Origin of the sequence: Lederbergia galactosidilytica (assembly GCF_017873565.1) — a bacterium.
Lineage (GTDB): Bacteria > Bacillota > Bacilli > Bacillales > Bacillaceae_C > Lederbergia > Lederbergia galactosidilytica.
Window position 1 is genome coordinate 309,134 of record NZ_JAGGKH010000001.1, and the last position, 22,987, is coordinate 332,120.

Here is a 22,987-nt window from a genome sequence, read left to right on the forward strand (position 1 = left end):
TAGGTACGTATATGAATTATTCCTAGATTATATCGCTCAGCCAATGGACATACAGAATATAACAAAGAAACTCTAGCAATAATGCTAGAGTCCCTTCAAATACTATTAAAATTAACGAAGCAATTGTAATACTCCTTGAGGAGCTTGGTTTGCTTGTGCAAGCATTGCTTGAGAAGCTTGTGCAAGAATAGAATTCTTTGTTTGCTCCATCATTTCCTTCGCCATATCAACATCACGAATACGAGATTCTGCAGCTGTTAGGTTTTCAGAAGATGTGTTTAGATTGTTAATTGTATGCTCAAGACGATTTTGAACAGCACCTAGTTTAGAACGTTCACCAGAAACTGTATCAATTGCTGATTGAATGCTTTCAATAGCTTCGTCAGCACCTTCTTGTGTGCTAATATCTGCCGTATTAATAGCAAGCTCCTCAGAATCCATTTTCCCTATTTCTAGGTTAATACTTTGACCTTCATTAGCCCCAATATGGAATGTGAATCCTTCTTCTACAGAGCCATCAAGAAGTTTTTGTGTATTAAATTCAGTTTGTTCAGAAATACGATCAATTTCGTCATTTAACTGCTTTAATTCTTTTTGTAATTCTGCACGGTCGTCATCAGTGTTTGTATCATTTGCTGATTGTACAGCCAATTCACGCATACGTTGAAGAATTGAATGTGTTTCATTCAATGCACCTTCAGCTGTTTGGATTAAAGAAATGCCATCTTGAGCATTTTTAGCGGCCATATCAAGACCTTTTACTTGCGCACGCATTTTCTCAGAAATCGCTAGGCCTGCTGCGTCATCACCAGCACGGTTAATACGCATACCCGAAGACAATTTTTCCATAGATTTAGATTGTGCGTTTGTAGCAGCACCTAGTTGACGGTGGGTGTTCAACGCTGCAATATTGTGATTGATAATCATAATGTGTTTTCCTCCTTGAATGTGCCAGCCACGTCCTTGTGGTTGGTTGTTCTTTTGTTTTTACGGATAAGAAGACCGGCCGCGTTCCTCTCATCCGCTTCACTTATAATATCGTCATGGTTCGGGAAAGTTTAATGGTTTTTGCTAATTTTTTCTTCTTTTTTTTAAAAGTTTAGGAAATCATCGAATCTTTGTTAGAACAGCATAAAGTGAAACTTTAATCAGTCGGGGGATTTTCTTCTATCTCCATTGATTTCAGTGGATCAAAGGCTAAGATCGCAACATCCTGTTGCTACGCCTTTGTGACCTGCTTCCTGCTGGCCTGAACCAAAAGGACTTTTACTATATCCCCTATGCTCCCCTGGATTCTCTAAAGCCTTAAGTTGAGGATATTACTGCCCGTTAATGCAAAGTAAAAAAACTGCCAATGATTATCATTAACAGTTTCATTTCATGACTATTCTTTTTTTGCCTTCGCCAAGACACTAAACAAATCTCCCACACCAGCAGATGCCGCAGCATTTTCCTGCTGGATTTCTACCCAGATTTCTTTTCTATGGATTTCTACATTTTTTGGAGCGTTGATGCCAATTTTGACTTGATCCCCTTTGACTTGGGTGATGGTGATTTCGATATCATCGCCGATCTGAATCGATTCACCTTTTTTTCTTGTCAATACAAGCATCGAATCACCCCTTTACCGTTTGCCCAAAGAGCGGCGTTTTGGTTTTGTAGTTTTCCTGATTAAGAATCACTTGTTTAGCATGATTTGTCTTCACATTGACAATGATCGGTGCCTGCAAGTTGGCCGTCGTTTTTTCAAATGGATCCTGCACCGTTAAAATGACAAAAGCACTAACATCTTGATCACTTTCTATATTCAGAAGTTCCACTGTATTCTCATCTAAAGAAAAAGTATAATCTTTAAAAAAGCTGTAAGGATCAGCAATAACAAAGGCAAGTTCTGGTGTTTCAATCGATTGTAAAACTGAAACTGAGTCCATATCTGGCAATGGCAATAAAGTAAATTGATTTTCTTCTTGGAAACCGGGGATCCCTTTTTCGAAAGTAAGAATGGTATCGGTCTGGATGTCGATTTCGCCATGGTATTTCGTTTGGATGTTCATCATTCACACTCCTATTTTATCAGATCAATTTTCAGGTGGTTACGTTGGGCTAGTTGAATTTGTACATCTCCCGGTGCATATTGAATAACTGGTTTTCTTACTGTTGCATCAATGCTAGGCTTTCTCGGTTGAAATTGAATATCGACATGACCTGGTTGGTAATGGGTTTTAACCGAAAATGGCGATGGAATCCACGTAATATTTGTCTCTGGCATTGGTGGATTGGCTTGGCGTTTCGCGTGCTCAACATAGGCGTTTTGCCCATTCTGGATCTCGATCATTTCATCGCCTTCCTGAGCCACACGGGCAATGCCTTCCATTACTTTTTGATTTCCCTTTACAGCATTTTCTTTCACTGCTTTAAATGTACTCTTTACATTCATTTCTTCCCAAGCTTGCGACTGATCAATCGTTAATTTTCCCGGTGTTGTACGCATCTTCATCACAGCTTTTGGTTGTTCAATTCTAAGATCCGCTTGTGGTTGTTGAATCGATTGTCTTGCATTCATCGTTTGCATCGAGATTTTTGCTTGCTGTGATTCCATTTGAATCTGTGGAATTCGCACCAGTCCCCCTCCTTTTCAAAAAAAGGGAAGACCTTGAGAAGGCCATCCCGAATCTATATTCATGGTTTATTTATAGAGATTAGTTACTATAAAATTGCACAAACTATCAGTGGAAACAAACGAAATGCCTAATTCCGTAGAATTTTTTATTATCGGCGTCCCTTCCAAGTAGACCATTTCATTTTCTAAAAATCACCTATATCATCTCAGAAAGTCCATCAAAGTGGGCTGGATGATCCGCGCCCCAATCGACATCGCTGCCCGATGGACTGCCTCTTGTGCTTTAAAGTCCATAATGACTTTTTCAAATTCCACATCTTCATTATCAGACATAATTCGCTTGGCAATAACTTCTTGGTTATCGATGCGGTCTTCCATAAAATCCAAGCGATTCGTCCGGGCTCCTAATTCAGCTCTACCGGAAAGCATTTTATCGCTACTTGCATCAAGATCATCCAAAAAGCCATTTAAATCCGTATCCCCTGATTTTAAAGCAGTTTCCAAACGATCCAATACCGCAAATACGCTTGAGTCACCTGTTCCAAATACCGCTTCCCCTTGCATATTAACAGGAACTTTGATCCCTTTTGCTAGTTCAAATTCCACATCATCTGAATTAAATTCAATCGTATCACCATTGATCGGCGCAGTTAAAGTGTCTGTTCCATTGAAAATATATTTGTCGCCCACTTTAGAATTGGCAATGGTTTTTATATGATCTTTTAACTGGGCAACTTCTTCAGCCACAGCCTTGAGCTGACTTTCATCATACGTATCATTGCTGACTTGGACGGTTAATTCTCGAATCCGTTCCATTGCTTTACTCGCCTCAGCAATGGCGGAATCCGTCGTCTCTACCCAGTTTCGTGCTTCAGAAAAATTCCGTTTAAATTGCTCAATCTCGGCTACATTGGTCCGATAGAACATTCCCTTCATTGCCACAACCGGGTCATCGGATGGACGAGAAATCTTCTTTTGAGTTTGTGCTTGTTCAAACAATTTATCTAAACGTGCATAACTTTGATTAATATTATACATAACATTATTGGCAATCATGCCATCTGTTACACGCATTCAATACCCTCCTTATCTACCTACCATACCCATGCCATTAATAATTTTATCTAGCATTTCATCGATCGCCGAAATCATTCTGGCGGATGCTGAGTAGGCATGTTGGAACTGAATTAAGTTCGAGAACTCTTCATCTAGAGAAACCTCACTAACAGAACGGCGATTCTTATCAATCGATTGTAATAAAACAGTAGAATTATATTCCATGCGATTGGCCTGTTGGCCTTTTACCGCCATTTCCCCAATCACACCTTCATAGAATGATTGCAGTGTACCGGATTTAATTTCTAAATTAGCGAGCTCTGGTAATTCTTCCATACTGCCTTCACGAATCACCCAATTTTTTAGGTCTGCAAGTTTTAACGCATTTTCGCCGTTACCAGTCTCTTTCCCCGCTAAGGCAGCCGCCACTTGGTCGGGATCACTTAATAGAACTTTAATCCTTCCAGCAGCACCTTCATAACTATCGCCAACATCAAAAAAGGCTTCTCCTGCTTCCCCATTTAAGTCGACTCCACTTTTATGAACTTCATTAAATACTTTCGCATATGTAAAGGCATATTGATCAAGCTTTTCAAGCATAACAGGGTAATCTTCGCTGTATGCTTTAAATAAAGCCGATAATTCTCCGTTTCCCTCTCCAAGTGTGTTGTAGGAAATTTCCTTCTCTCCTAGGTATAGTTCACCTGTTTCTTCTTTCCATTCCAATGAACGAGCCCCTTGGTCATCGACAAGTAAGGTCTTTTCACCATTAATCATTGCATAGACCTTCTGTCCACCTTCGGCAATCGCTAGGGTATTCCCGCCATTCGGCATTGCTTCCGTTGATATAGGAAGATACGTTGCTAGCTCATCAATTAATTGATCTCTTGCATCATATAAATCATTCGGTAAATAGCCATGTGGTTCCACCTGACTGATTTGCTCATTAATCGATGCAATATCTTGAGCAAGTGCGTTAATTCTCGTAACGGTTAAATCCATCTCTTTTTTAAGATCATTTTGCACCGTCGTCAGAGAAGAATGTAAATATTGAAATGTTTCAGCCACTGAACGAGCCCGTTGTAAAACAACTCTTCTTGCTCCCTCATTCTCCGCATTGGTACTCAAATCTTGTAAAGATTGCCAGAAGTCTGTCATTGCGGCTGCAAGACCATTTTCACTTGGTTCATTCATAATATCTTCCATTTGTTTGATCGAATTAGACATTGACTCATAGTAACCCAATTGATTTTTCTCGCCACGATATTGACTATCAATAAATGTATCGCGAATCCGCTGAATTGAACCATCTTGCACACCTGTCCCTAGTTGCCCCGGGATTTGTGGGCGATTCAATGATGCTGCTGGATATGGCGTCGTCTGTTCAAAATTCACACGTTGGCGTGAATAGCCTGGGGTATTCTTATTCGCAATATTATGCCCTGTCACATAAATAGCACTTTGCTGCGAATACATACCACTTTTAGCTGTTTCAAGCCCCATAAAAGTAGAACGCATTGTCATCCTCCTATAAATCTCTAAATATTGTTTTGAATAATGATCATTTTTTAAAAAGATAAGGGAGTAAACGGCTTGGCAAAACTTAGCCATTCACCTCTACGTCGCTTATGCTTTTTCAATCAAGCTTGTGAATCAAACATTGACCGTTTCTGCTCGGAATAAGGATTTGTCGTTCCTTGTTCTTTTGTATAATTAGGGAGTTCTTGTTCAGGTGCCAACAAATCGAGATTCATGTTTACGAATTGTAAGGAGTATTGCAATAGCTGCTGGTTTAAAGCATTTGCCTCTTGCAACTCACCTAGCACTTGAATCAGTGCTATTTGTAATTCAGATAATCTTTCCTGTTGAGCATCTTCTAATTCTTTTAAAATATCGGAAACTGTCGCTTCTTTTTGATTTGTGATAAGTAAGGAGGCTTTCTCCCTTTTTTGTTCTGCAACTTGAATCGCAGTTAAAACCTTTTGTTCTTCACGAATCATTTTCGACAAAGTTTCTATATCATTCTTTTGTAAAACCTCTGTCTTCTCGATCGTCATCGCAAGTAATTGCTGATGGAGATCAAGCAATGTTTCCATAGCTTCAATAAGTGTCTGGGACGACATCAGTGGGGTCACTCCCTATTTTAAGTGTAGATATTGATGAGTAAACCTTCAATTTCTCCGACAAGGCTTAGAATATTAAGTCCAGATTTTTCCTTATCAAGGACAGTATTTGCCAAATCGATTAGCTTCTTGTCCACTTCTTTCACAATTTTATAGACTTTCGTCCGGCCGCGCCAATCAAGGCCACGTTGTTCCTTTAACTGAAGGCCATTGCTCACCGCATCCTCCATGAAAGATTTCACAAGCTGCTTATACTTTTTAAAATCCTCAATTGTTTGCGATTTGGCAAGTTTCTGCCCTTGAGCTTCGATATCTTGAAGCATCTGATCCATACGCTCATAGACAATCTGTTCCCGCCCCTTCGTCATTACTTCTGAAAAGCGCACAGACTCTGTTGCTTGATTAGCCTTCTTCTGAACTTGATGGATCCCCGTCTTTTCAACTCTGCGTACATCCATGAATATCACTCCACGTTTTAATTAAAATCCTGTTGAGGATGGGTTTCTTCCATGAGTTATGGGTTTCTTCCATGAGTTATGGGTTTCTTCCATGAGTTATGGGTTTCTTCCATGAGTTATGGGTTTCTTCCATGAGTTATGGGTTTGCGATCGGTCAGTCCTTCCGATCGCAAACCAACTAACTATTTTTCTATTGCAATAACTGCAAGATTCCTTGCGGTAATTGATTCGCTTGTGCAAGCATCGCTTGACCAGCTTGGTTCAAAATATTATTACGAGTAAAGTTGGTCATTTCCATTGCCATATCAAGGTCACGAATCCGTGATTCTGCTGCCGTTAGGTTTTCATTTGCTGTTTGTAGGTTTGTCACTGTGTGTTCTAGGCGGTTTTGATAAGCACCAAGTGATGCACGTTGTTTGGATACTTCACCAATCGCTTTATCTAATGCGGTTATTGCATTTTGTGCAGTTTCACTTGTGGAAATATCGATATCATTAACTTCCAACGCGCCCGCATCCATCGCATCAAACTTTACATTAAGTTGATCATCGTTATTGGGACCAATTTGAAAGTCAAAACCATCGGTTGTTTCTCCATCCAACAGTTTCATTCCATTAAATTCAGTTTTTTCAGCAATTCGATCAACTTCCTTGATCAATTCATCAATTTCTAATTGAACAGCTTCTCTATCACTATCATCCAGCGTCCCATTCGCCGCCTGTACACTCAATTCTCTCATTCTTTGTAAGATCGAATGTGTTTCATTTAGAGCACCTTCAGCCGTTTGGATTAAGGAAACAGCGTCCAATGCATTGCGTTCTGCCATGCCAAGTCCGCGGATTTGTGAGCGCATTTTTTCAGAAATAGCAAGACCCGCAGCGTCATCAGCAGCACGGTTGATGCGTAGTCCTGATGATAGTTTTTCTAGACTTTTCGATGTGCTCGCCATAGTTTGTGATAGGTTACGATAGGCGTTTAAAGCTTGGATATTATGATTAATTCTCATTGATTTTTTCCCCTTCCGTATGGTTATTCCCCTTGTTGGATGACTCTAACGTTTTTCTCATAGGCGTTCGTTTGCTTAAAGCGTTCACGCTGCCCGGTTTTGACTTCCATATTCATCGCTTCTGTCCAAGCTGAGCTTAGTTGCTCCATGATTGTTAGGACTTCTTGAAGTAGCTGGACATCTTTTTTCAAGTTGCCTGTGACAACTTGATTAGCCATATAATTATATAAAGTATCGAGCTGATTGGCGATGGTACCTGCTTCATAATTGAGCCCAGCGCCAAGCCGTTCGATAATATCATTTACTTTTTGCAATTTTTGATTGGCTTCAGCCCATTGTTGATCCTCTATGCAGGCAATGGCGGCTTGCAATTGCTGAATTCCTGCTTCATAAAGGAAGGCCGTGAGTTGTTGTGATGATTTTTGGTAAACCAATTCTTTTGATAAAAAGTCCAAGTGCTTAGCCTCCATTCATATAGAATATCGGATTATTTCCCGTATTATTTAGTCATTCGATCTATTTCTTCAATCATTAATAAAATTTCTGCGATCACGGAATAAAGTTGCGGTGGAACATTGTTACCAAGATCGATATCCATGAGCTGTCCTACAAGACTCGCATCCTCTTGCATATGAATCCCATGTTCTTTCGCCATTTCCATAAGTTTGACCGCCATCGCTCCTGTTCCTTGCGCGACAACTTGGGGTGCCTGCTGGCTATCTGACTCATCATAACGAAGCACCGCTGCAGAAGGGCCGTTTTTTAAACGGCGCATTTTTTGATTGTAATATTGTGCCATATTTACAAACTCACTTTCTTTAAAAATCAAACAGAATAATCATACCCACGATCTGACAAGATTGGTTGGCCTTTTACAGGAGTCTCCCTTTTGTTCTCCTCTGCTTTTAATGAAGAGAACTGAATTTGTCCAACTTGATAACCGATCTCCTGCAGGCGTTCCTTCGTCGTTTCTACTAATGGGCTCATTTTCTGTTCGAACCCAGCTGAGTCATTTTTTAATGTGACGGACAATACTCGATCTGTTGCCGACAATAAGATTCCGACGTCCCCTACCTGCTTCGTTTCCAGTAGGAAGTAGAGACTACAATTCTCCCAATCCATTTTTTGTCCTGATTGTTTTGATTGTAGAAAAACTTTTACATTTTCCACTTGTTCTCGCAAGATGAGCGGAAGGCTAAACATCATCGTTTGTAATCCAGATGGATCTGGTTTACTAAGCAGTTGTTGACCTGTGACATTTTGCAAGGCCTGGTCAGCTTTTTGGCCTGTGCCATGGCTCTCTGCTAATTTCATGAGCACTTGCTTTAAAGAGCGGTCTGCGTCATTGGCTTTTAACAGGCTGTGGGCAAAATCGGTTTCACGGGTTATTCCTAATTGGCGCAAGTACTCAAGCGCATGTCTTGCCGTAGGTTCTTGGCGTAAAGCCTGTTGTGGCTCCTCAATCGTCCGCCATAGTTGCCTTTCCAATGGTTCCTCCTGTAGATCAGCCCATTGTTTCGCCACAAAATGCTTGACCCTTTGATCTGATGGTTGAAAGATGATTTTATCCACAGTGGATCTCACTTGCTGAACAATCTCACTTGCCTTCCCACTCTCGCCTGCTGCCAACCACTTTTTCGCCTCATGCAATTGCGAACTAGCTTGCAATAACTTTTTCTCTGTCGTCATATCCGTATAAAGCATAAAATCACTTTTCAAAATCGCTTGGTCAAGCTGTTTGATCGCTGTCTCTAATGATGGTCTAGCAAGTACAGGTGATTGTTGGACCATTTTCTCCGCTGTATAGAGGGCATTCGAAATATCTCGTTGCACAGCTTTAAAATCAAGGGCAGCTTGTGACATTTTCTTTGTGATTGTTGTGACAAGCAGATCTCGCGATGAAGCAGGTATTGCCGCTAAAAATTCTTCACTTAATTGATAAGCTGGATTCGCCCCGGCATCCACTTGCTGTGGTTCCCCAGTTTCTAATGCTGTTAATCCTTCGGCAAGTGCTTGGCGTGCTGCTAATTCTTTGCCATTCGCCAATAGTTGTTCCGCTTTTTCAAGTGTCTCAGCTAAAGCCTGTTGCTGCTGGATTGGTAAAGTATCCATCCCCTTTTGAATCGTCGCAAAAAGCTTCTCAAGTTGCGGTTGCTTTTTCACCTGTGAAAGGGCAGTTTCAATAAAAAATTTCTGCGGGGATATGCTTGATATTTCTTGTTCTCCATCTATTTGTGAAATGATCGCCGCTGGAAAAACTGTGCGCAAATTCGCAATCACTTTTGCTAGATCAGGATTTGCCTTTAGCTCTCCCGCAAATTCAGCTTCGATCATTTTCAGTGCCTGACTCTCACTTCCACCTGTTTGTAAAAAGCGAATGATTTCTTGGGCCAGGCGGGCTTTTTCTGGGGCAACTTGTTTTCCTAAACCTTTTAACATATCGACTAAACGGATCAGCTCTCGGGATTCTCCACTTGTCGCGGCTGCGGTACCCTTCATTTCTTTTGGCACAAGTTCATTCAACACTTCTCCCAATTTTGTTCCATGTAAAGTCTCATGGACGGCCTTCAACTGGCTTGGTGTAAAATCTAAGTTTTTTTTGGCCATTTGTTGAATCGTGGCCAGCTTTTGATCGACCGTTCCATCCGCTTTATCCATATATTTCTGTACCGTTTGTAACATTTCGCGTGTCATCGGGATTTGCTGTTGATTTAAAATTTGAATGGCTTGCTTTGTCCCTTCTGGAAGTGTTGAGGCCTTCTGAGGCGTTGTTAGCGGATTATTCGGAAGCACCTTCACTGTCGGGGGATCTGTTTTCAAATCAGTTACTTGCAGTCGCACATTTCCAGAGTCTGGAAGCTTCCCTTCATACTGTACCTTCATTTCTTGGCCTTTCACCTGAATAAGCGCTTCTTTTCCCGCTAGCTTTCCCTTCACATTAGCGGAATAGGTTCCACCTTGCTTGATCGTATCTGTTCCATTTGTTTGTGGCAAAATGGCGGTCTGGCCTTCATTTTGTACTTGCATTTTGTTTCACATCCCTTTTCCTCTCACTAGCTAAAACTATCTAAATGGATTCCATATATTTATTGTGTAATCTTTATTTTCTCAATAAAAAAGGGAATTCGCCTCTTCCCGCTGGTTGCGGAAATACCCAGATGACTGGTGCAAATTCCCTGACCTCCGGATAACGGCATGGCTATGCAAAGGGATACATAGAAGCCAACTGACATCACTTCTATGAGAATCCCCCTGTTATTCGCTCTTCCTTGAGCCATCTTCGAATCCGTTCGGTACTTAATTCATTTAATTGTCTTGCACCAGGCACACATCATCTCCATCCTAGAGATCAAAAAACTTTGCGATGCCTTTTGCAACTTCTTGAGGATCAACTTCGTAATTTCCAGCTTGCACTTGTTTTTTTAATTCAGCAACACGTAATTCTCTTTCCTTCACAATCGATGGAGTATTTTGCATTTTTTGGGCTTCGGAGGAAATTTCAACTTTATCTGTCTTTTGACCAGATTCTGATCCTTCTTTTTTATGGACTTGTCTTTGATATGGATTATTATCGACATGCCTGAAAGGATTAATTTTCATTTTATTCCCTCCCTCTTTTCTTTGTCTGTATCATTAATATCGGTAAATTCCCCAATATATTTAGGTTATTTTCATAGGCGAAATTCACTATTTTTCTCTGTTACTTTTTTCGCTGATCTTGTGAATAATAAACGACCTTACTTAGTTCTTCATGCCGTTCTTTTTCCTTTTCAAACTGGGTTAGCTCCTCCTTAAGTCCTGTCGAGCATGAGTCACATAACTTTCCCTCTTTGATCAGTTTCCCACAACGGTCACAAGGATAACCGAGGTTTGGAAATTGCGCGGCATGCAAACGCCCTTTTCTCAACCATTTATATAATAATTCTACTTCAACACCAGTTACCTCGGCGATTGTCTCAATTGTAGCTGCACGATTTTCTCTTTTCCGTAAAAAGCGATATACTTCATCATAAGCTGTTTCTTCTTTCTGATAACATTCATTACAGACATCTCGCATGAAATGATTCACATAAATCTTCCCGCAAGTTGGACAATTTAATAAGTCCATGAAAATCCCCCGCTCCATTACTTTTTATCTTATATTAAAAAGCAGTTAAAAATCGATTTACGTATTTTCCTATGTTACAAATTTAGTTTCTTATTAGCAAGGATAAATCCTCACCTTTGTTCTTGCAAGTCATCTATTTTTTATATCGGCATGTAATGGGGCTTGTTTACCTTAGGTTTTGAAATCTAGATATTTAGTCCAACGCTATATCATTAAGGCTAAATTTTATTTATAGTTACCGTATTTCCATGGGGCTGGATTCGCCCCTACTGTGCCCATTAGTACTTATTTTGGGTATGCCATAGAATGTACTTTTCGTACACTTTGAAAAAGGTGATTTCCGTTCTAGCTGAACGTGCCTTGAGCCGCTGCGTTCCTCACTCCAGCAGGATCTCGAGCTGCATGCTAATCCGCAGAAGTCGCCAGCCGCCACTCCCTCCAATCAACGCATTTCAAAACACGCAACTCCCAACGAAACAATCTTGTTCTTTGCTAAACGTTCAAAAAGGGCATGAAAAAGGCTCCTATTTTTTTTGGGGGATTTATTGCAGATAAAATCTTACATATCTATGGAATCTTTTTCTAGTTACGTATATTAGGCATGCAAAAAGTCCACTTTTAACGGAACTTTTGTATGCTTTTTTATTTAAAGACCATAGCTTATATTTCGGGTAAACTTCCGTTAACAATATAATACAATTTGCTATTAGTGGTATTAATATAGATAGTGAATAATAATATTTATTTTCATCTAGGTTGATCTTTACGAGAACAATTCATCTATTGTATTGCATATAGCTATAGCTTACGAACACTTTTTCAATTTTCCACAACAAGTTCGTGTACATAGCAACACTTTGGAGCACTTTCCAACTTTTTACAGTAAGTTCGCGTAAAATTTGAATTGTAATAGTTGGAGACTTTTGCAGGTAGAGAGGTAATTACCCCCTTGCTACTGTGATGGCCTGAATTTCCTTAGCCCCTGCCTGCTGTAAGACCTGAGCTGCCTGTCTTAATGTAACTCCAGTTGTATAAATATCGTCGATTAAGACGATGTTTTTCCCTTTAATCTCCGCTGAATTTCCTTGGAACTGGAAAATCTGCTTTTGTTTTAGTCTCTCATCACGTGTTTTTTTCGATTGTTTTTCTGTATGAATTCTTTTTAAATAAGCTTTCGTTTCCTGCCCAGCCATTCGAGCTAGGGCTTCTGCTTGGTTAAATCCCCTTTCTTTCAAGCGTTCATCACTTAAAGGAATCGCCACGATCAAATCGAATGAGAGCTTTTTCAATTGCCTAGATAAAGATTGAGCAAAAATTTCAGCTAAAATATAATCCCCACGAAATTTAAAGAGGGCCATAATTTCTTTTAAAAATTCATTATAATGATAGAGCGAGATGTTTTGTTTGAGACAATGATTCCAATGGGGATCTTGTTCCCAACGAACGCAATCCAGACATACATCTGCTTGGACGAACTTCTTATTCAATGTAGCTAGAGAACGAGAACAGATTCGACAACGTTCACCTGTAATCAATTGGAGTTTCGCTTCACATATGGAGCATATGGGAGAATGGATAGTTGGAAAAATAAAGGATGTCCATGTTAATTCCCTTTTCAGATGATTATCACAGACCAAACAATAGTCATTCATGAATCAATCAACCCTTCCTTTCTCGCTGCTTGATTCATTTGGTCGATATGAGTCAGTGCCCGAATCATCGCTTTTGTCCGCCCATAATGGAAAAATGTAATATTTCCTTTTGGAAAATCGATACTTCTTCCAACCCGACCAGAAATTTGCACGAGTGCAGCCTCCGTGAAAATCTCATCTTCCGCTCCCACCACAGCAACATCAATATTTGGAAAGGTAACGCCTCTTTCTAAGATCGTTGTCGTTAGTAGGATCGGTATTTCTTTATTTCTCATCTTTTCAACTCTCTGTTTCCGCTGAGGATCTTCGGCATGAACAGAATCAATTTTTGGATCTAATCGTTGAAATAGAGGTAAAGCCTTTTCCATTAAATGAATATTAGGCAGGAAAACGAGTGCTTGCTTATTTTCTTCTAACCTGATTTTGACCCATGTTTTAACAATGGAAGGAATTTTCTCTTTGGCAAATGCTTTTGACCAATTTCCACACCATTTAAATATTGGGACAGGAAGGGGGTAGCGGTGATAACGTGCAGGGATTTTAATATGGGGGCGTTTTCCATATTTACATTCCACTTGCCATTTTTCCGAGGGTGTCGCTGTTAAAAAGATGCGAGCTGATTGAGGCTTGGCTGCTTTTTGAACAGCCGCTTGTAAGCTTTGATCATATGAAAATGGGAAAGCATCCACCTCATCAACGATGATAACGTCAAAAGCTTGTGCAAATCGAAACAATTGATGGGTAGTCGAGATTGTTAATGGTGCAAACAGATGCCGATCTTCACTACCACCATAAAGAGCCGCGACTGAAATTTTCGGAAAAACCTTTCGAAACCGTGGTGCTAATTCAAGGACAACATCTGTCCTCGGTGTTGCCACACATACGCGCTGTTTTCTTTTTAACGCTGCATGAATACCAGCAAAAAGAACTTCCGTTTTTCCAGCTCCACATACGGCCCAACAAAGGAATTCGGTATGAGAATGTACCGCTTCGACTACAGCTAATGAAGCTTGCTTTTGTCCTTGGGAAAGACTTCCCTCCCATTCTAAATAGGTTTCGACCTTTGGCAAATAGTTGTCCCATTCGACAGGTGGACCAATCCAGCTATAAAGCACTGTGCATGTGGATACTCGTCCCATCTGTATACAATTGCGACAATAATGACTCACCTTTCCACAACAAGCACACGGAAATGATGCAAATAAACGTTGCGTGCGATTATGACAGCGTTGGCATTGCAATGCCCCCTTTTTACCTAAAATACCGGGTGTCTTTTTCAAAAATCCGTGTTGGAGATGTTCGTTAATGATCGATTCTGCAAAGGGGATTTCTTGATGTAGTAAGGAGCGACCAGAGAGGAATTCTTGCAATTGTGGAGAAAATTTTTCCAATTCATCACCTCAATGAGTGTACTATAGAGACGATTATGAAGACGCTCTCGCCTCCATAGTTCTATTCTAGCTGAGTCTGAATGATTTGGAAAGTCTTTCACAGGCATGTTTTCATGAACAGTTTCTTGCTCCATATTAATTTTCGCAAATGCGCGATACATTGCCATAGCTTCTGATGATGAAGTACAGTGACCACTTAACCGGCAATATTAGTTATCTTAATCCTCATCTTTTTTAACCATCTTCTTAAGTGTATTATTGATGTTTATAAGCGCGATTAAGATTAAACCTAGCATGATAAAGGTTACGATTTCACCGGTAAAAAATGCGACAACACCTAAAACGAGGGCATATAGCGTATACAGCCAATTATTCATACAGAACCTCCCTTTTTCCCCAATTCTCCTATATTTTAAAAAAGATGCAACATCTTCTTTCTAATTCTAACACGCTGAGCCGACGTCATGATCCCAACAACCGGTAGACTTGAAGGTTGAGCGGAAAGTAATGGGCGAGTGTCAAATCTCCTCAAGCTCTACCTTCAGGGGCCTTGAAGTTCTCTTACTTCCCGCAGGTGTCTCGCCTATTCCATTTGCTTGGATGGCTTATCGATTCATATTTTCTTGAGGTTAATACGAATAACCTTTATATACAATGCAACTGTATTGTCTGATGACGATTTACATTTGGTAATTCCAATTATACTAAACAAAGCTTTGCTATAAACGAATAGCAAAGCGCTGTGTTCTGATTTCCTTCAAATCACTGAACGGAAGCTAGGACATAACAAAATAGCAAAATAGGAAGCTAAAAAATGAAGACCAATGCATTACTTTAGCGGTGGAACGTCCTTGAGCAAAGCCAACACTAGAACGTCATGAAGCCCGAAGCTCACTAATAGCTTGCAGAAAGCGAAGTTTCTTTCCAAAGCAGGTTATACGTACAATAGCTGAAAACTCTGTTGTTCTAGTCACTTTATTTACCGGACTTTTTGTATGTCTTCTTCTAAAGATCGCTTCTGTGAATAGATTGCCTGCTTTTTATTGATTTTTTCAAATGCCCGATGGGCTGGCATCATGATTACAACGGCCAATACGCTCATACTAAAGAAGATCGCTAATCCTTGAAATTTCCATAAAATAGCACTAATGCCAAAAGTACCAATAAGCATTGTCAGAGTTGGTAGAGGGTTAATGATCATCACGAAAAAGGAACTTTTAATAACTCGAAAGATCTTTTGATCATAGTGGACAAAGCTTGGAAAGACATAAAACAATGTTAAAACATAAATAAACCCTATAACGAGAAAAGGGATCGTCAGGATTGCCGTCATATTACTTGGGGATACCGTAAGAAATACAAAATCCAAATACAGAATATAGCCGATCAATAACAATATATAGCCAAGCATATTACTTTTCACAAGCTCTTTTTTGTATGATGCCCAAAATGTTTTAAAAACAGCTACATCCGTTTGTCCCATGGCCCATTTCCGTGCAACAGCAAATGTGGCCGCAGTAGCCGGAAAAAGACCTACCACAATCAAGCCAGCAGCTGAAAAAGCGATCCACAATATATTTAAATAAGCTAATCTTGTGATCCATTCTAATGCTGTATTTATTGCTCTCATTTGTCACTCACCCTTATTTCATGTGAATTTTTATGGAAGGAAACTCTAGTGATTTGGCAAAATAGGGCGACTTACTATAAAGGTACACAGATTATCATCTGTTCGCCTAATGCATCCGCAATTTCTGCACAAGCAATATGTTATAGGAAGCCTACAGCGAAAATCGATCACTAGAGTCTGGCATATTTATCCCTTTAACCCACTCGTACTAATGCCATCCACAACATAGCGTTGGAAAATAAAGAAGATCACAAATACTGGAATCAGTGTGACAACAGACATGGCGAACATCGCACCCCAATTTGATACTGTTTCATTACTTAGGAACATATTAAGCGCCATGGAAACTGTATATTTACTAGGACTATTCAAATAAAGTACTGGGCCAAGCAAATTATCCCAAGTCCAGTAAAAAGTGAAAATAGCGGTAGTTGCTAATGCTGGAGTAATCAAGGGTAAAATAATCCGTCGATAAATACCAAATGTATTACACCCATCAATAGTCGCTGCCTCATCCAATTCCCTTGGAATCGTACGAATAAATTGGACCAAGAGGAAGATGAAAAATGGATGACCAAAATAGGCAGGTATAACAAGTGGCTTTAATGAATTTAACCAATCAAGCTTTGCAAAAATAATGTATTGCGGAATCATGACGACTTCATAAGGTAACATAAGCGTAACAAGCATGATCGCAAACCAAAAGCCTCTTCCCGCAAACTTCAGTCTAGCAAACCCGAACGCAATTAATGAACAGGATACTAAATGACCAATTAACACTAATAGAACAAATATTAGAGTGTTTTTAATAAATACACCAAAGGAGTGTCCACCAAACCCTTGCCAACCTTGTCCGAAATTATCGAGAATAAACGGCTTAGGTATTAAAGATTCGGCTGTAATGAAGATTTGATCACTTACTTTAAAAGAACTCATGATCAGCCATATTACTGGATATAGCAGTAATATCGCAAAACCACCAACTAAAACATGATATAAAATATATTTTGGCTTCAACTTAGAAGGCCGGCGTTTGCCGATGCTTTTTTTCGTACCATGATGCATAATTTCTTCAGATTTTAATTCCTGCACAGTTACCTGCCTCCTTCTGATTCATAATGCACCCAAAATTTCGATGTCGCAAAGATAATTGAAGTTAAGATCGCAATAATGATAAGCATCACCCAAGCCATTGCTGATGCATAACCCATATTAAAGAATTCAAATCCTTGTTTGAATAGATACAATGAATAAAGAAGTGTTCCGTCGAGCGGCCCCCCTGTACCTTTCGAAATAATAAAAGCTGGAACAAATGTCATAAAAGCACCAATCGTTTGCATAATAGCGTTGAATAACATGACAGGGCTAAGCATAGGAATCGTAATTTTTACAAACTTTTGCATAAAATTTGCTCCATCAACACTAGCTGCCTCATAGTAACTTTGGGGGATCGATTTTAAACCAGCTAAAAAGATCAGCATTGAAGAACCAAATTGCCAGATTGATAGGAATATAAGCATCCACAGGGCTGCTGTTGGATTCCCAAACCAGCGAATCGCATCAACACCGAAGAACTGAAGCAAGATATTAATAATTCCTTCATCCCCAAAAATATTACGCCACATAATCGCGACAGCGACACTCCCACCAATAAGGGATGGTAAATAATACATCGTTCGATAAAGACCAACTGCTCGTGAAGCGGTGTTAAGCAACATGGCGACTAATAAAGCGAATGCTAACCGCAATGGTACCCCGCCAAACACATAAATAAAGGTAACTTTTAATGATTGCAAATATCGTGGATCATCTGTAAACATTTTTTTGAAATTATCTAATCCGATCCATTTAGGCGCTGAAAACAAATCGTATGAAGTAAATGAAAAGTATAGAGAGGAAACGATTGGGATTAAGGTAAATGCTAAAAAACCAATAATAAATGGCCCGATAAAAAAGTAACCCCATAAGTTATCCCGTAAGCGCACACTCATACACTCATCCCCTTTCTAATGATGTTTGAAAGCTTGATGGAGCTGTCTCTCAAAATTCGAAAATGAAAATAGATCCATTCATTTTTCCGTCTTTTGCTTGTTGAAAACTTACTGGACAACTCCATCATTTGCTCATTAATTTCCTAATATACTTTCCGCTTGTTGTCTAAAGTTCTTAGCCGCATCCTTAGGACTAATTTGCCCGTAATTCATTTGCTCTGATAAGCTGTCTAATAGTTCAATAATTTGTCCGGCTGCGGCAGGATCTGGTGCTCCCATTGGTGTGCTGTTTTCTTCAGCCCATTCTACGTAATCAAATACTTGCGCTTGGGCTTCTGATACCTCAGATTTAAGCGCTTCTTTTATTTCTGATGATACTGGTACACCACGTTCACCTAAAATTAATTTATTTGCCTCTTCATCATTGATAAAGAAATTGATAAACTCAGCTGCTGCTTCTTTATGTTTAGAGTTTTCTGATACAGAGAAGAACATACTTGGCTTTAGGAATAAACCTTCTTTCGCTCCAGGCCCAGGCATTGGTCCTATTTCCATTGGGCGATCTGCTACTTGTTGTAAGCCGACAAATTGATTTGACCATTGCCATACACCTACACCTTCTTGCTTCACAACTGGGTCATCTTCAATGCCTGTTAGTTGTGCTAGAAAGTCTGGTGTTGGTGTTACACCATTATCGACTTGTTCCTTCGCCATCGTAAAGAAATCGGTAAATAGTTGATCATCATCATACCCTAATCCTGAACCATCTTCAGCATAGAGTCGTTTCCCTTGCGTACGAAGATAGTAATTGAAAAACACATCCGCCTTCATTCCAGTATCAAAATAAATACCAGCATCTTTAGCTTTTGCAGATATTTCTTTATAGTCATCCCATGTCCAATCTTCAGGAATAGCATCTACACCAATTTCCTTTAACATTTCCGGATCATAATTAAAACCAAGCGCATTAACTCCTAAATTAAATCCATAGACACCATCACCAACTTCTCCACCTGAAATAATCGTGTCAGCAATATTGGAGGTATCAATTTGTTCACCAAAGAACGGGTTTAAATCAGCTAATTGATTATTTTTCGCATATTGAGAGATATAAGAAAGGTCCATTTGAATAATATCTGGTAGTTCATTGGCTGCAGCCTGTGGAGCAAGCTTCTGCCAGTAATCATCCCAACTAGCATATTCGGCCTCAACTTTTACATTGGGATTTTTCTCTTCAAAGAGTTTAATCACTTCATTTGTGTAATCATGTCTTGTCTGGTCACCCCACCAGGCAATACGCAAAGTAACTTCTCCTTCTCCACCATTTGCATTATCTTTATTTCCATCTGATCCATTATCGTTTCCTGTAGAAGTGTTATCACTACTACACGCGGCTAACCAAAAGACCATCATAATGCCAAAAAGTAAAATTAGACTTTTTCTCACCTTCATCTTCCTCCCCTTTTCACTTCCTGTAAGCGATTGCAATTATAGTATAACAAAAGAACTGTTTCATCGATGATAGAAAAAACAGTTCTAATTGTTTAAAAAAGAGAGAATGGTAGACACTTCATAATGAGGATCTTTGTACTGAATCAGTTTAAACCTTTTTGTATTCTGAAGGGGTAAAACCTGTTTGTTTCTTAAACACTTGGCTGAAATACTGAGAATCTGTAAAGCCAAGCTTTTCTGCCACTTCAAAGATTTTGACATCCTTTTCTTGATCAATTAGCTGTATCGCCTGTTCCATCCGCCTTTTCGTAATATAAGTAGAAAAGCGCTCTCCCATTTCTTTTTTAAACAGCTTTCCTAAATAATCTGGGCTCATAAACATTCTTTCATTAGCAATGAAATTAAGGGAGAGATGCTGATTTCCCAATTCATTCTCAATGATTTCCAAAACCTTTTGAATGATTGCTGAATGTTTACTGCGATTTTGCTCATAAAACTGAAGAGTGATTTCCTCGGCAATCTCTGAAAAAAATACATGCATACTATGAATTGTGTCTAATTCCAGTAACTCTGGCATCACTCGTAAGTATTCCTTCATTTGTTCCGGAGAGCAGATGCGAATCATTCCATTAAAAAGTTGGATGACATAGGATTTTGTTGTTTGGATATCTAAACGAAGCTGAACTAATTGCTGAAAAAATTGTTCTAACTCTCTGTTCGCATCATCCCATCGTCCAGACTTCACTAATAAACAAAACTTTTGCTCATCAAATTGTAAGTGGTTTTCTCGGATTGGTTGAGTTGTAATATCAGTTTGCGTAATAATGCTCCCTTCCCCTAAATAAAAGCGATGCTGTAGACATTCCAATGTTTGTTGATAAAGCTGTCTAGCTGAAACCATTTTGCCTTCTTCACTAATGGCAATGGTAATATCTCTTTGATAATATTGATGAAATTGTTCGCGAACTTGTTCAATTTGCTCAAGTAGATGATCCGTTTGCGCTGAATTATCGATCATGAGTAGAAAATGTTGGCCAACTGTACAACTTAGAATGATATTATTAAAAATATTTTCGGTAATATTTTTGATGACAAATAAAAGCTCATACTCGATTAACTCTTCAATTTGGAATAGGATCAGTTTGACAAGCGGATCTTGTAGCTCAATATGAAAGAGTTGTTGATAATACTCTAATTCTTTGCTTCCAGAACTATCCTTAGTGACAAATTCCTTTAATAACTGTTCTTTTGCATATGGAAGCATTTTCTCTATTCGCTGCTTCATCTCCAGAATAAATTGATCTTTAGATTGTACTTCTTCGATCTCTTCAATACATTCTGTTAAGGCTTGGATAATACTGTTTTCATTACATGGCTTAAGCAAATAATGTTTGACTCCATATTCCATCGCCTGTTTTGCATAATCAAACTCTGCAAAACCTGAAAGCATAATAAAGCGGATATCAGGATATTTTTCATGGACTTTTTTTACCAATTCTACCCCATTCATGCCAGGCATCTTTATATCGGTAATGACAATATCGGGTCCTTTCGCTTCAATCATTCGATAAGCTTCTACCCCATTCTTGGCTGTTCCTACTAAAGCTGCTTGATAGCTTTCCCAGTTAATAAAATTTGAAATCCCTTCCAAAATTATTCTCTCATCATCGACAAGCAATACTTTATACATCTCTTTGATCCCACCCTTTTTCGTAAGGTAAAAGAATAATAACACTCGTCCCTATCCCTTGTTCACTTTCTATCCTTAAGCCATATTGCTCACCAAATAGCCGTTTAATCCGTCCGTCGATATTTTTCAGCCCAATCCCTTGACCTTTCGTTTGGACATGATAATTCCGCACTCGTTCTAAAAGTTCTTCATCCATTCCAGGCCCATTATCTTTAACAATTAACTCGATTGTCTTTTCTCTCTTCACAGAAGTTATCGTAATCCAGCATGGTTCGATCATTGGCTCTAAAGCATAATGAATCGCATTTTCAATTATTGGTTGTAAGGTTAATTTTGGAATTTTATAAGGGTATAAACTTGTATCTACCTCAATGTGAAATTGTAGTCTTTCCTCAAAACGATACTTCTGAATCGTCACGTAATTTTCGACAATTTTCAATTCTTCTTCTATCGAAACTAAGGGCTCTTTCCAAGTGATTGAGTTTCGTAATAAGTAACCAAGTGATTCAACCATATGAGAAATCTGCATTTGCTGATTACTTTTGGCTAACCAGTTAATCGATTCCAATGTATTGTATAAAAAATGGGGATTAATTTGCGCTTGTAATGCCTTGAATTCCGTTTCTTTGATCATAATTTGCTTCGAGTAATTGGCATGAATAAGATCATCAATTTGTTGAGTCATCGCTAAAAAGTTTTTATGTAATTCTCCCACCTCATCTTTATGAAGCTTTGACATATATAAAATCTCACTTTTTGCTTTGCTAAAATTCCCGTTTTGAATATATTTCATCCCTGCTGCTAAGTTTTCCAAAGGATTGGTAATACTTTGGGCAAATTTGATGCCAATCACTAAAACAATCACAAACATCACAATAAATAAAATGGGGATAGCCGTTTTAACTAAAAGGATTTGGCGGAATATCTCGTTAAAAGGAATAATGTTAAAATAATGCCAATTAGAAAAATCTGATTCCATCTGGACGATAAAATACTTGCGCTGATTGATCGTTTCAAATCGATAACCTGATTCATCCTTGCTCGTAAAGGTCAGTTTCCCTATTCCTTCTTCTTCTAAAGGATAGATTCTTTCTCCATTATGGTTCTGAATTAAAAAATAACCCTCTGTTTTTTTAGAGCTATCCATAAAATGCCGAATTAATTTATCTGTATCCACCCGAATAATAACATTCCCCAGATGTTCAAAACTTAAATCTTGATATCTTCTAATCTCTCTTGAAGAAACAAGGGGAATATCATTTTCCAATTGATCCATCCATATATGACTTCCGCTTGCTTCATTTGAATGAAAGACTATATTCTCTCGAATGGCGGTTGAAATATGTTGTGGTCTCTTTCCAACAATATGGACCTCTCCATGGGTATCCACAATATGTACAGCCTCAATATATGCCTCAGACTTGATGAGATTTAATACTTTATCTGCAAGTTTGGAACGAATAGAGAATTTTTCATATTCCGTCTCTGCCTCCTTTAAGGTCGTCAAATATTGTTGAATAAGTGGATCCGTTGTAATCGAATAAGAAACGGTTTCGATATTTTTCAATTCATGTTCAATATTATTTGCAGACATATTCAATACTTCGGAGGATTTTACATAAATTTGCTCATCATAGCTATAAAAAGCATATTGTAATCCTGCAACCGTTACCATTAAAGAAATGATCATAATACAAGTGATTAAAATAATTAATTTCCTTTTAATAGGCTGATTAAAATAGATTTTTTTCATCAAGTATTCGCGTTTTGTCATTATGAGTAAGATTCCCCCTAACCATGGTGTTAAGCG

At 38.9% G+C, this 22,987-nt stretch carries 23 protein-coding genes; all 23 read right to left on the reverse strand.

What is annotated here, in order from left to right; genetic code table 11:
- Nucleotides 1–111 precede the first annotated feature (111 nt).
- The 23 genes from J2Z23_RS01355 to J2Z23_RS01465 all read right to left on the reverse strand — a co-directional run bounded on the left by J2Z23_RS01355 (nt 112) and on the right by J2Z23_RS01465 (nt 22,951).
- Nucleotides 112–927, reverse strand: coding sequence for a flagellin N-terminal helical domain-containing protein (locus J2Z23_RS01355; protein ID WP_209973024.1), 816 nt, complete (start codon nt 925–927; stop codon nt 112–114).
- 457 nt (nt 928–1,384) lie between these two features.
- Nucleotides 1,385–1,612 carry a carbon storage regulator CsrA gene (gene csrA, locus J2Z23_RS01360; protein ID WP_064468669.1) on the reverse strand — a complete coding sequence of 76 codons (228 nt, stop codon included), beginning with the start codon at nt 1,610–1,612 and terminating at the stop codon, nt 1,385–1,387.
- 4 nt (nt 1,613–1,616) lie between these two features.
- Nucleotides 1,617–2,054 carry a flagellar assembly protein FliW gene (gene fliW, locus J2Z23_RS01365; protein ID WP_209973026.1) on the reverse strand — a complete coding sequence of 146 codons (438 nt, stop codon included), beginning with the start codon at nt 2,052–2,054 and terminating at the stop codon, nt 1,617–1,619.
- Between the two features lie 11 nt (nt 2,055–2,065).
- Nucleotides 2,066–2,620 carry a DUF6470 family protein gene (locus J2Z23_RS01370; protein ID WP_209973027.1) on the reverse strand — a complete coding sequence of 185 codons (555 nt, stop codon included), beginning with the start codon at nt 2,618–2,620 and terminating at the stop codon, nt 2,066–2,068.
- 201 nt (nt 2,621–2,821) lie between these two features.
- Entirely contained in the window at nt 2,822–3,694 is an 873-nt protein-coding gene (flgL, locus tag J2Z23_RS01375) for a flagellar hook-associated protein FlgL (RefSeq protein WP_209973029.1), read from the reverse strand.
- A 12-nt stretch (nt 3,695–3,706) separates the two neighbouring features.
- A complete protein-coding gene (flgK, locus tag J2Z23_RS01380; protein ID WP_209973032.1) occupies nt 3,707–5,194 on the reverse strand; it encodes a flagellar hook-associated protein FlgK in 1,488 nt (495 codons plus the stop codon).
- Nucleotides 5,195–5,316: 122 nt separating this feature from the next.
- A complete protein-coding gene (locus J2Z23_RS01385) occupies nt 5,317–5,799 on the reverse strand; it encodes a flagellar protein FlgN (RefSeq protein ID WP_209973033.1) in 483 nt (160 codons plus the stop codon).
- Between the two features lie 20 nt (nt 5,800–5,819).
- Nucleotides 5,820–6,257 carry a YaaR family protein gene (locus J2Z23_RS01390; protein ID WP_209973034.1) on the reverse strand — a complete coding sequence of 146 codons (438 nt, stop codon included), beginning with the start codon at nt 6,255–6,257 and terminating at the stop codon, nt 5,820–5,822.
- Between the two features lie 190 nt (nt 6,258–6,447).
- Complete coding sequence (locus J2Z23_RS01395; protein WP_057983866.1) at nt 6,448–7,263, reverse strand: flagellin N-terminal helical domain-containing protein; 816 nt, start codon at nt 7,261–7,263, stop codon at nt 6,448–6,450.
- A gap of 23 nt (nt 7,264–7,286) precedes the next feature.
- Entirely contained in the window at nt 7,287–7,718 is a 432-nt protein-coding gene (fliS, locus tag J2Z23_RS01400; protein WP_209973035.1) for a flagellar export chaperone FliS, read from the reverse strand.
- A gap of 44 nt (nt 7,719–7,762) precedes the next feature.
- Complete coding sequence (locus J2Z23_RS01405) at nt 7,763–8,062, reverse strand: EscU/YscU/HrcU family type III secretion system export apparatus switch protein (RefSeq protein ID WP_057984334.1); 300 nt, start codon at nt 8,060–8,062, stop codon at nt 7,763–7,765.
- Nucleotides 8,063–8,088: 26 nt separating this feature from the next.
- Nucleotides 8,089–10,290, reverse strand: coding sequence for a hypothetical protein (locus J2Z23_RS01410; protein WP_209973036.1), 2,202 nt, complete (start codon nt 10,288–10,290; stop codon nt 8,089–8,091).
- 315 nt (nt 10,291–10,605) lie between these two features.
- Complete coding sequence (flgM, locus tag J2Z23_RS01415) at nt 10,606–10,863, reverse strand: flagellar biosynthesis anti-sigma factor FlgM (protein ID WP_057983861.1); 258 nt, start codon at nt 10,861–10,863, stop codon at nt 10,606–10,608.
- Between the two features lie 100 nt (nt 10,864–10,963).
- Nucleotides 10,964–11,371, reverse strand: coding sequence for a TIGR03826 family flagellar region protein (locus tag J2Z23_RS01420; RefSeq protein ID WP_209973037.1), 408 nt, complete (start codon nt 11,369–11,371; stop codon nt 10,964–10,966).
- A gap of 941 nt (nt 11,372–12,312) precedes the next feature.
- A complete protein-coding gene (locus J2Z23_RS01425) occupies nt 12,313–13,023 on the reverse strand; it encodes a ComF family protein (protein ID WP_209973038.1) in 711 nt (236 codons plus the stop codon).
- Nucleotides 13,020–14,414 (reverse strand): ATP-dependent helicase ComFA, encoded by a 1,395-nt coding sequence (locus J2Z23_RS01430; RefSeq protein WP_209973039.1) that lies wholly within the window; start codon nt 14,412–14,414, stop codon nt 13,020–13,022. Before J2Z23_RS01430 ends, J2Z23_RS01425 begins: the two co-directional genes overlap by 4 nt.
- A 218-nt stretch (nt 14,415–14,632) precedes the next feature.
- Nucleotides 14,633–14,791 (reverse strand): hypothetical protein, encoded by a 159-nt coding sequence (locus J2Z23_RS01435; protein ID WP_165589587.1) that lies wholly within the window; start codon nt 14,789–14,791, stop codon nt 14,633–14,635.
- 602 nt (nt 14,792–15,393) lie between these two features.
- Nucleotides 15,394–16,044: a YesL family protein gene (locus J2Z23_RS01440; protein ID WP_209973041.1), complete on the reverse strand. Its 651-nt coding sequence runs from the start codon at nt 16,042–16,044 to the stop codon at nt 15,394–15,396.
- A 186-nt stretch (nt 16,045–16,230) separates the two neighbouring features.
- Nucleotides 16,231–17,109, reverse strand: a complete 879-nt coding sequence (locus tag J2Z23_RS01445; protein ID WP_057984330.1) for a carbohydrate ABC transporter permease — start codon at nt 17,107–17,109, stop codon at nt 16,231–16,233.
- 29 nt (nt 17,110–17,138) lie between these two features.
- On the reverse strand, nt 17,139–18,035 hold the full coding sequence (locus J2Z23_RS01450; protein ID WP_057983848.1) for a carbohydrate ABC transporter permease: 897 nt from the start codon (nt 18,033–18,035) through the stop codon (nt 17,139–17,141).
- 135 nt (nt 18,036–18,170) lie between these two features.
- On the reverse strand, nt 18,171–19,481 hold the full coding sequence (locus J2Z23_RS01455) for an ABC transporter substrate-binding protein (RefSeq protein ID WP_128747500.1): 1,311 nt from the start codon (nt 19,479–19,481) through the stop codon (nt 18,171–18,173).
- Nucleotides 19,482–19,635: 154 nt separating this feature from the next.
- Nucleotides 19,636–21,177, reverse strand: a complete 1,542-nt coding sequence (locus tag J2Z23_RS01460) for a response regulator (RefSeq protein WP_209973043.1) — start codon at nt 21,175–21,177, stop codon at nt 19,636–19,638.
- Entirely contained in the window at nt 21,170–22,951 is a 1,782-nt protein-coding gene (locus J2Z23_RS01465) for a cache domain-containing sensor histidine kinase (RefSeq protein WP_209973045.1), read from the reverse strand. Before J2Z23_RS01465 ends, J2Z23_RS01460 begins: the two co-directional genes overlap by 8 nt.
- Nucleotides 22,952–22,987: the final 36 nt, after the last annotated feature.

Bases quoted from the DNA above. Each gene is read 5' to 3' on its own strand.
- J2Z23_RS01355 (WP_209973024.1), bottom strand. From the start codon at position 927: ATGATTATCAATCACAATATTGCAGCGTTGAACACCCACCGTCAACTA.
- csrA (WP_064468669.1), bottom strand. From the start codon at position 1,612: ATGCTTGTATTGACAAGAAAAAAAGGTGAATCGATTCAGATCGGCGAT.
- fliW (WP_209973026.1), bottom strand. From the start codon at position 2,054: ATGAACATCCAAACGAAATACCATGGCGAAATCGACATCCAGACCGAT.
- flgL (WP_209973029.1), bottom strand. From the start codon at position 3,694: ATGCGTGTAACAGATGGCATGATTGCCAATAATGTTATGTATAATATT.
- flgK (WP_209973032.1), bottom strand. From the start codon at position 5,194: ATGCGTTCTACTTTTATGGGGCTTGAAACAGCTAAAAGTGGTATGTAT.
- J2Z23_RS01385 (WP_209973033.1), bottom strand. From the start codon at position 5,799: ATGTCGTCCCAGACACTTATTGAAGCTATGGAAACATTGCTTGATCTC.
- J2Z23_RS01390 (WP_209973034.1), bottom strand. From the start codon at position 6,257: ATGGATGTACGCAGAGTTGAAAAGACGGGGATCCATCAAGTTCAGAAG.
- J2Z23_RS01395 (WP_057983866.1), bottom strand. From the start codon at position 7,263: ATGAGAATTAATCATAATATCCAAGCTTTAAACGCCTATCGTAACCTA.
- J2Z23_RS01405 (WP_057984334.1), bottom strand. From the start codon at position 8,062: ATGGCACAATATTACAATCAAAAAATGCGCCGTTTAAAAAACGGCCCT.
- J2Z23_RS01410 (WP_209973036.1), bottom strand. From the start codon at position 10,290: ATGCAAGTACAAAATGAAGGCCAGACCGCCATTTTGCCACAAACAAAT.
- flgM (WP_057983861.1), bottom strand. From the start codon at position 10,863: ATGAAAATTAATCCTTTCAGGCATGTCGATAATAATCCATATCAAAGA.
- J2Z23_RS01420 (WP_209973037.1), bottom strand. From the start codon at position 11,371: ATGGACTTATTAAATTGTCCAACTTGCGGGAAGATTTATGTGAATCAT.
- J2Z23_RS01425 (WP_209973038.1), bottom strand. From the start codon at position 13,023: ATGAATGACTATTGTTTGGTCTGTGATAATCATCTGAAAAGGGAATTA.
- J2Z23_RS01435 (WP_165589587.1), bottom strand. From the start codon at position 14,791: ATGAATAATTGGCTGTATACGCTATATGCCCTCGTTTTAGGTGTTGTC.
- J2Z23_RS01440 (WP_209973041.1), bottom strand. From the start codon at position 16,044: ATGAGAGCAATAAATACAGCATTAGAATGGATCACAAGATTAGCTTAT.
- J2Z23_RS01445 (WP_057984330.1), bottom strand. From the start codon at position 17,109: ATGCATCATGGTACGAAAAAAAGCATCGGCAAACGCCGGCCTTCTAAG.
- J2Z23_RS01450 (WP_057983848.1), bottom strand. From the start codon at position 18,035: ATGAGTGTGCGCTTACGGGATAACTTATGGGGTTACTTTTTTATCGGG.
- J2Z23_RS01460 (WP_209973043.1), bottom strand. From the start codon at position 21,177: ATGTATAAAGTATTGCTTGTCGATGATGAGAGAATAATTTTGGAAGGG.
- J2Z23_RS01465 (WP_209973045.1), bottom strand. From the start codon at position 22,951: ATGACAAAACGCGAATACTTGATGAAAAAAATCTATTTTAATCAGCCT.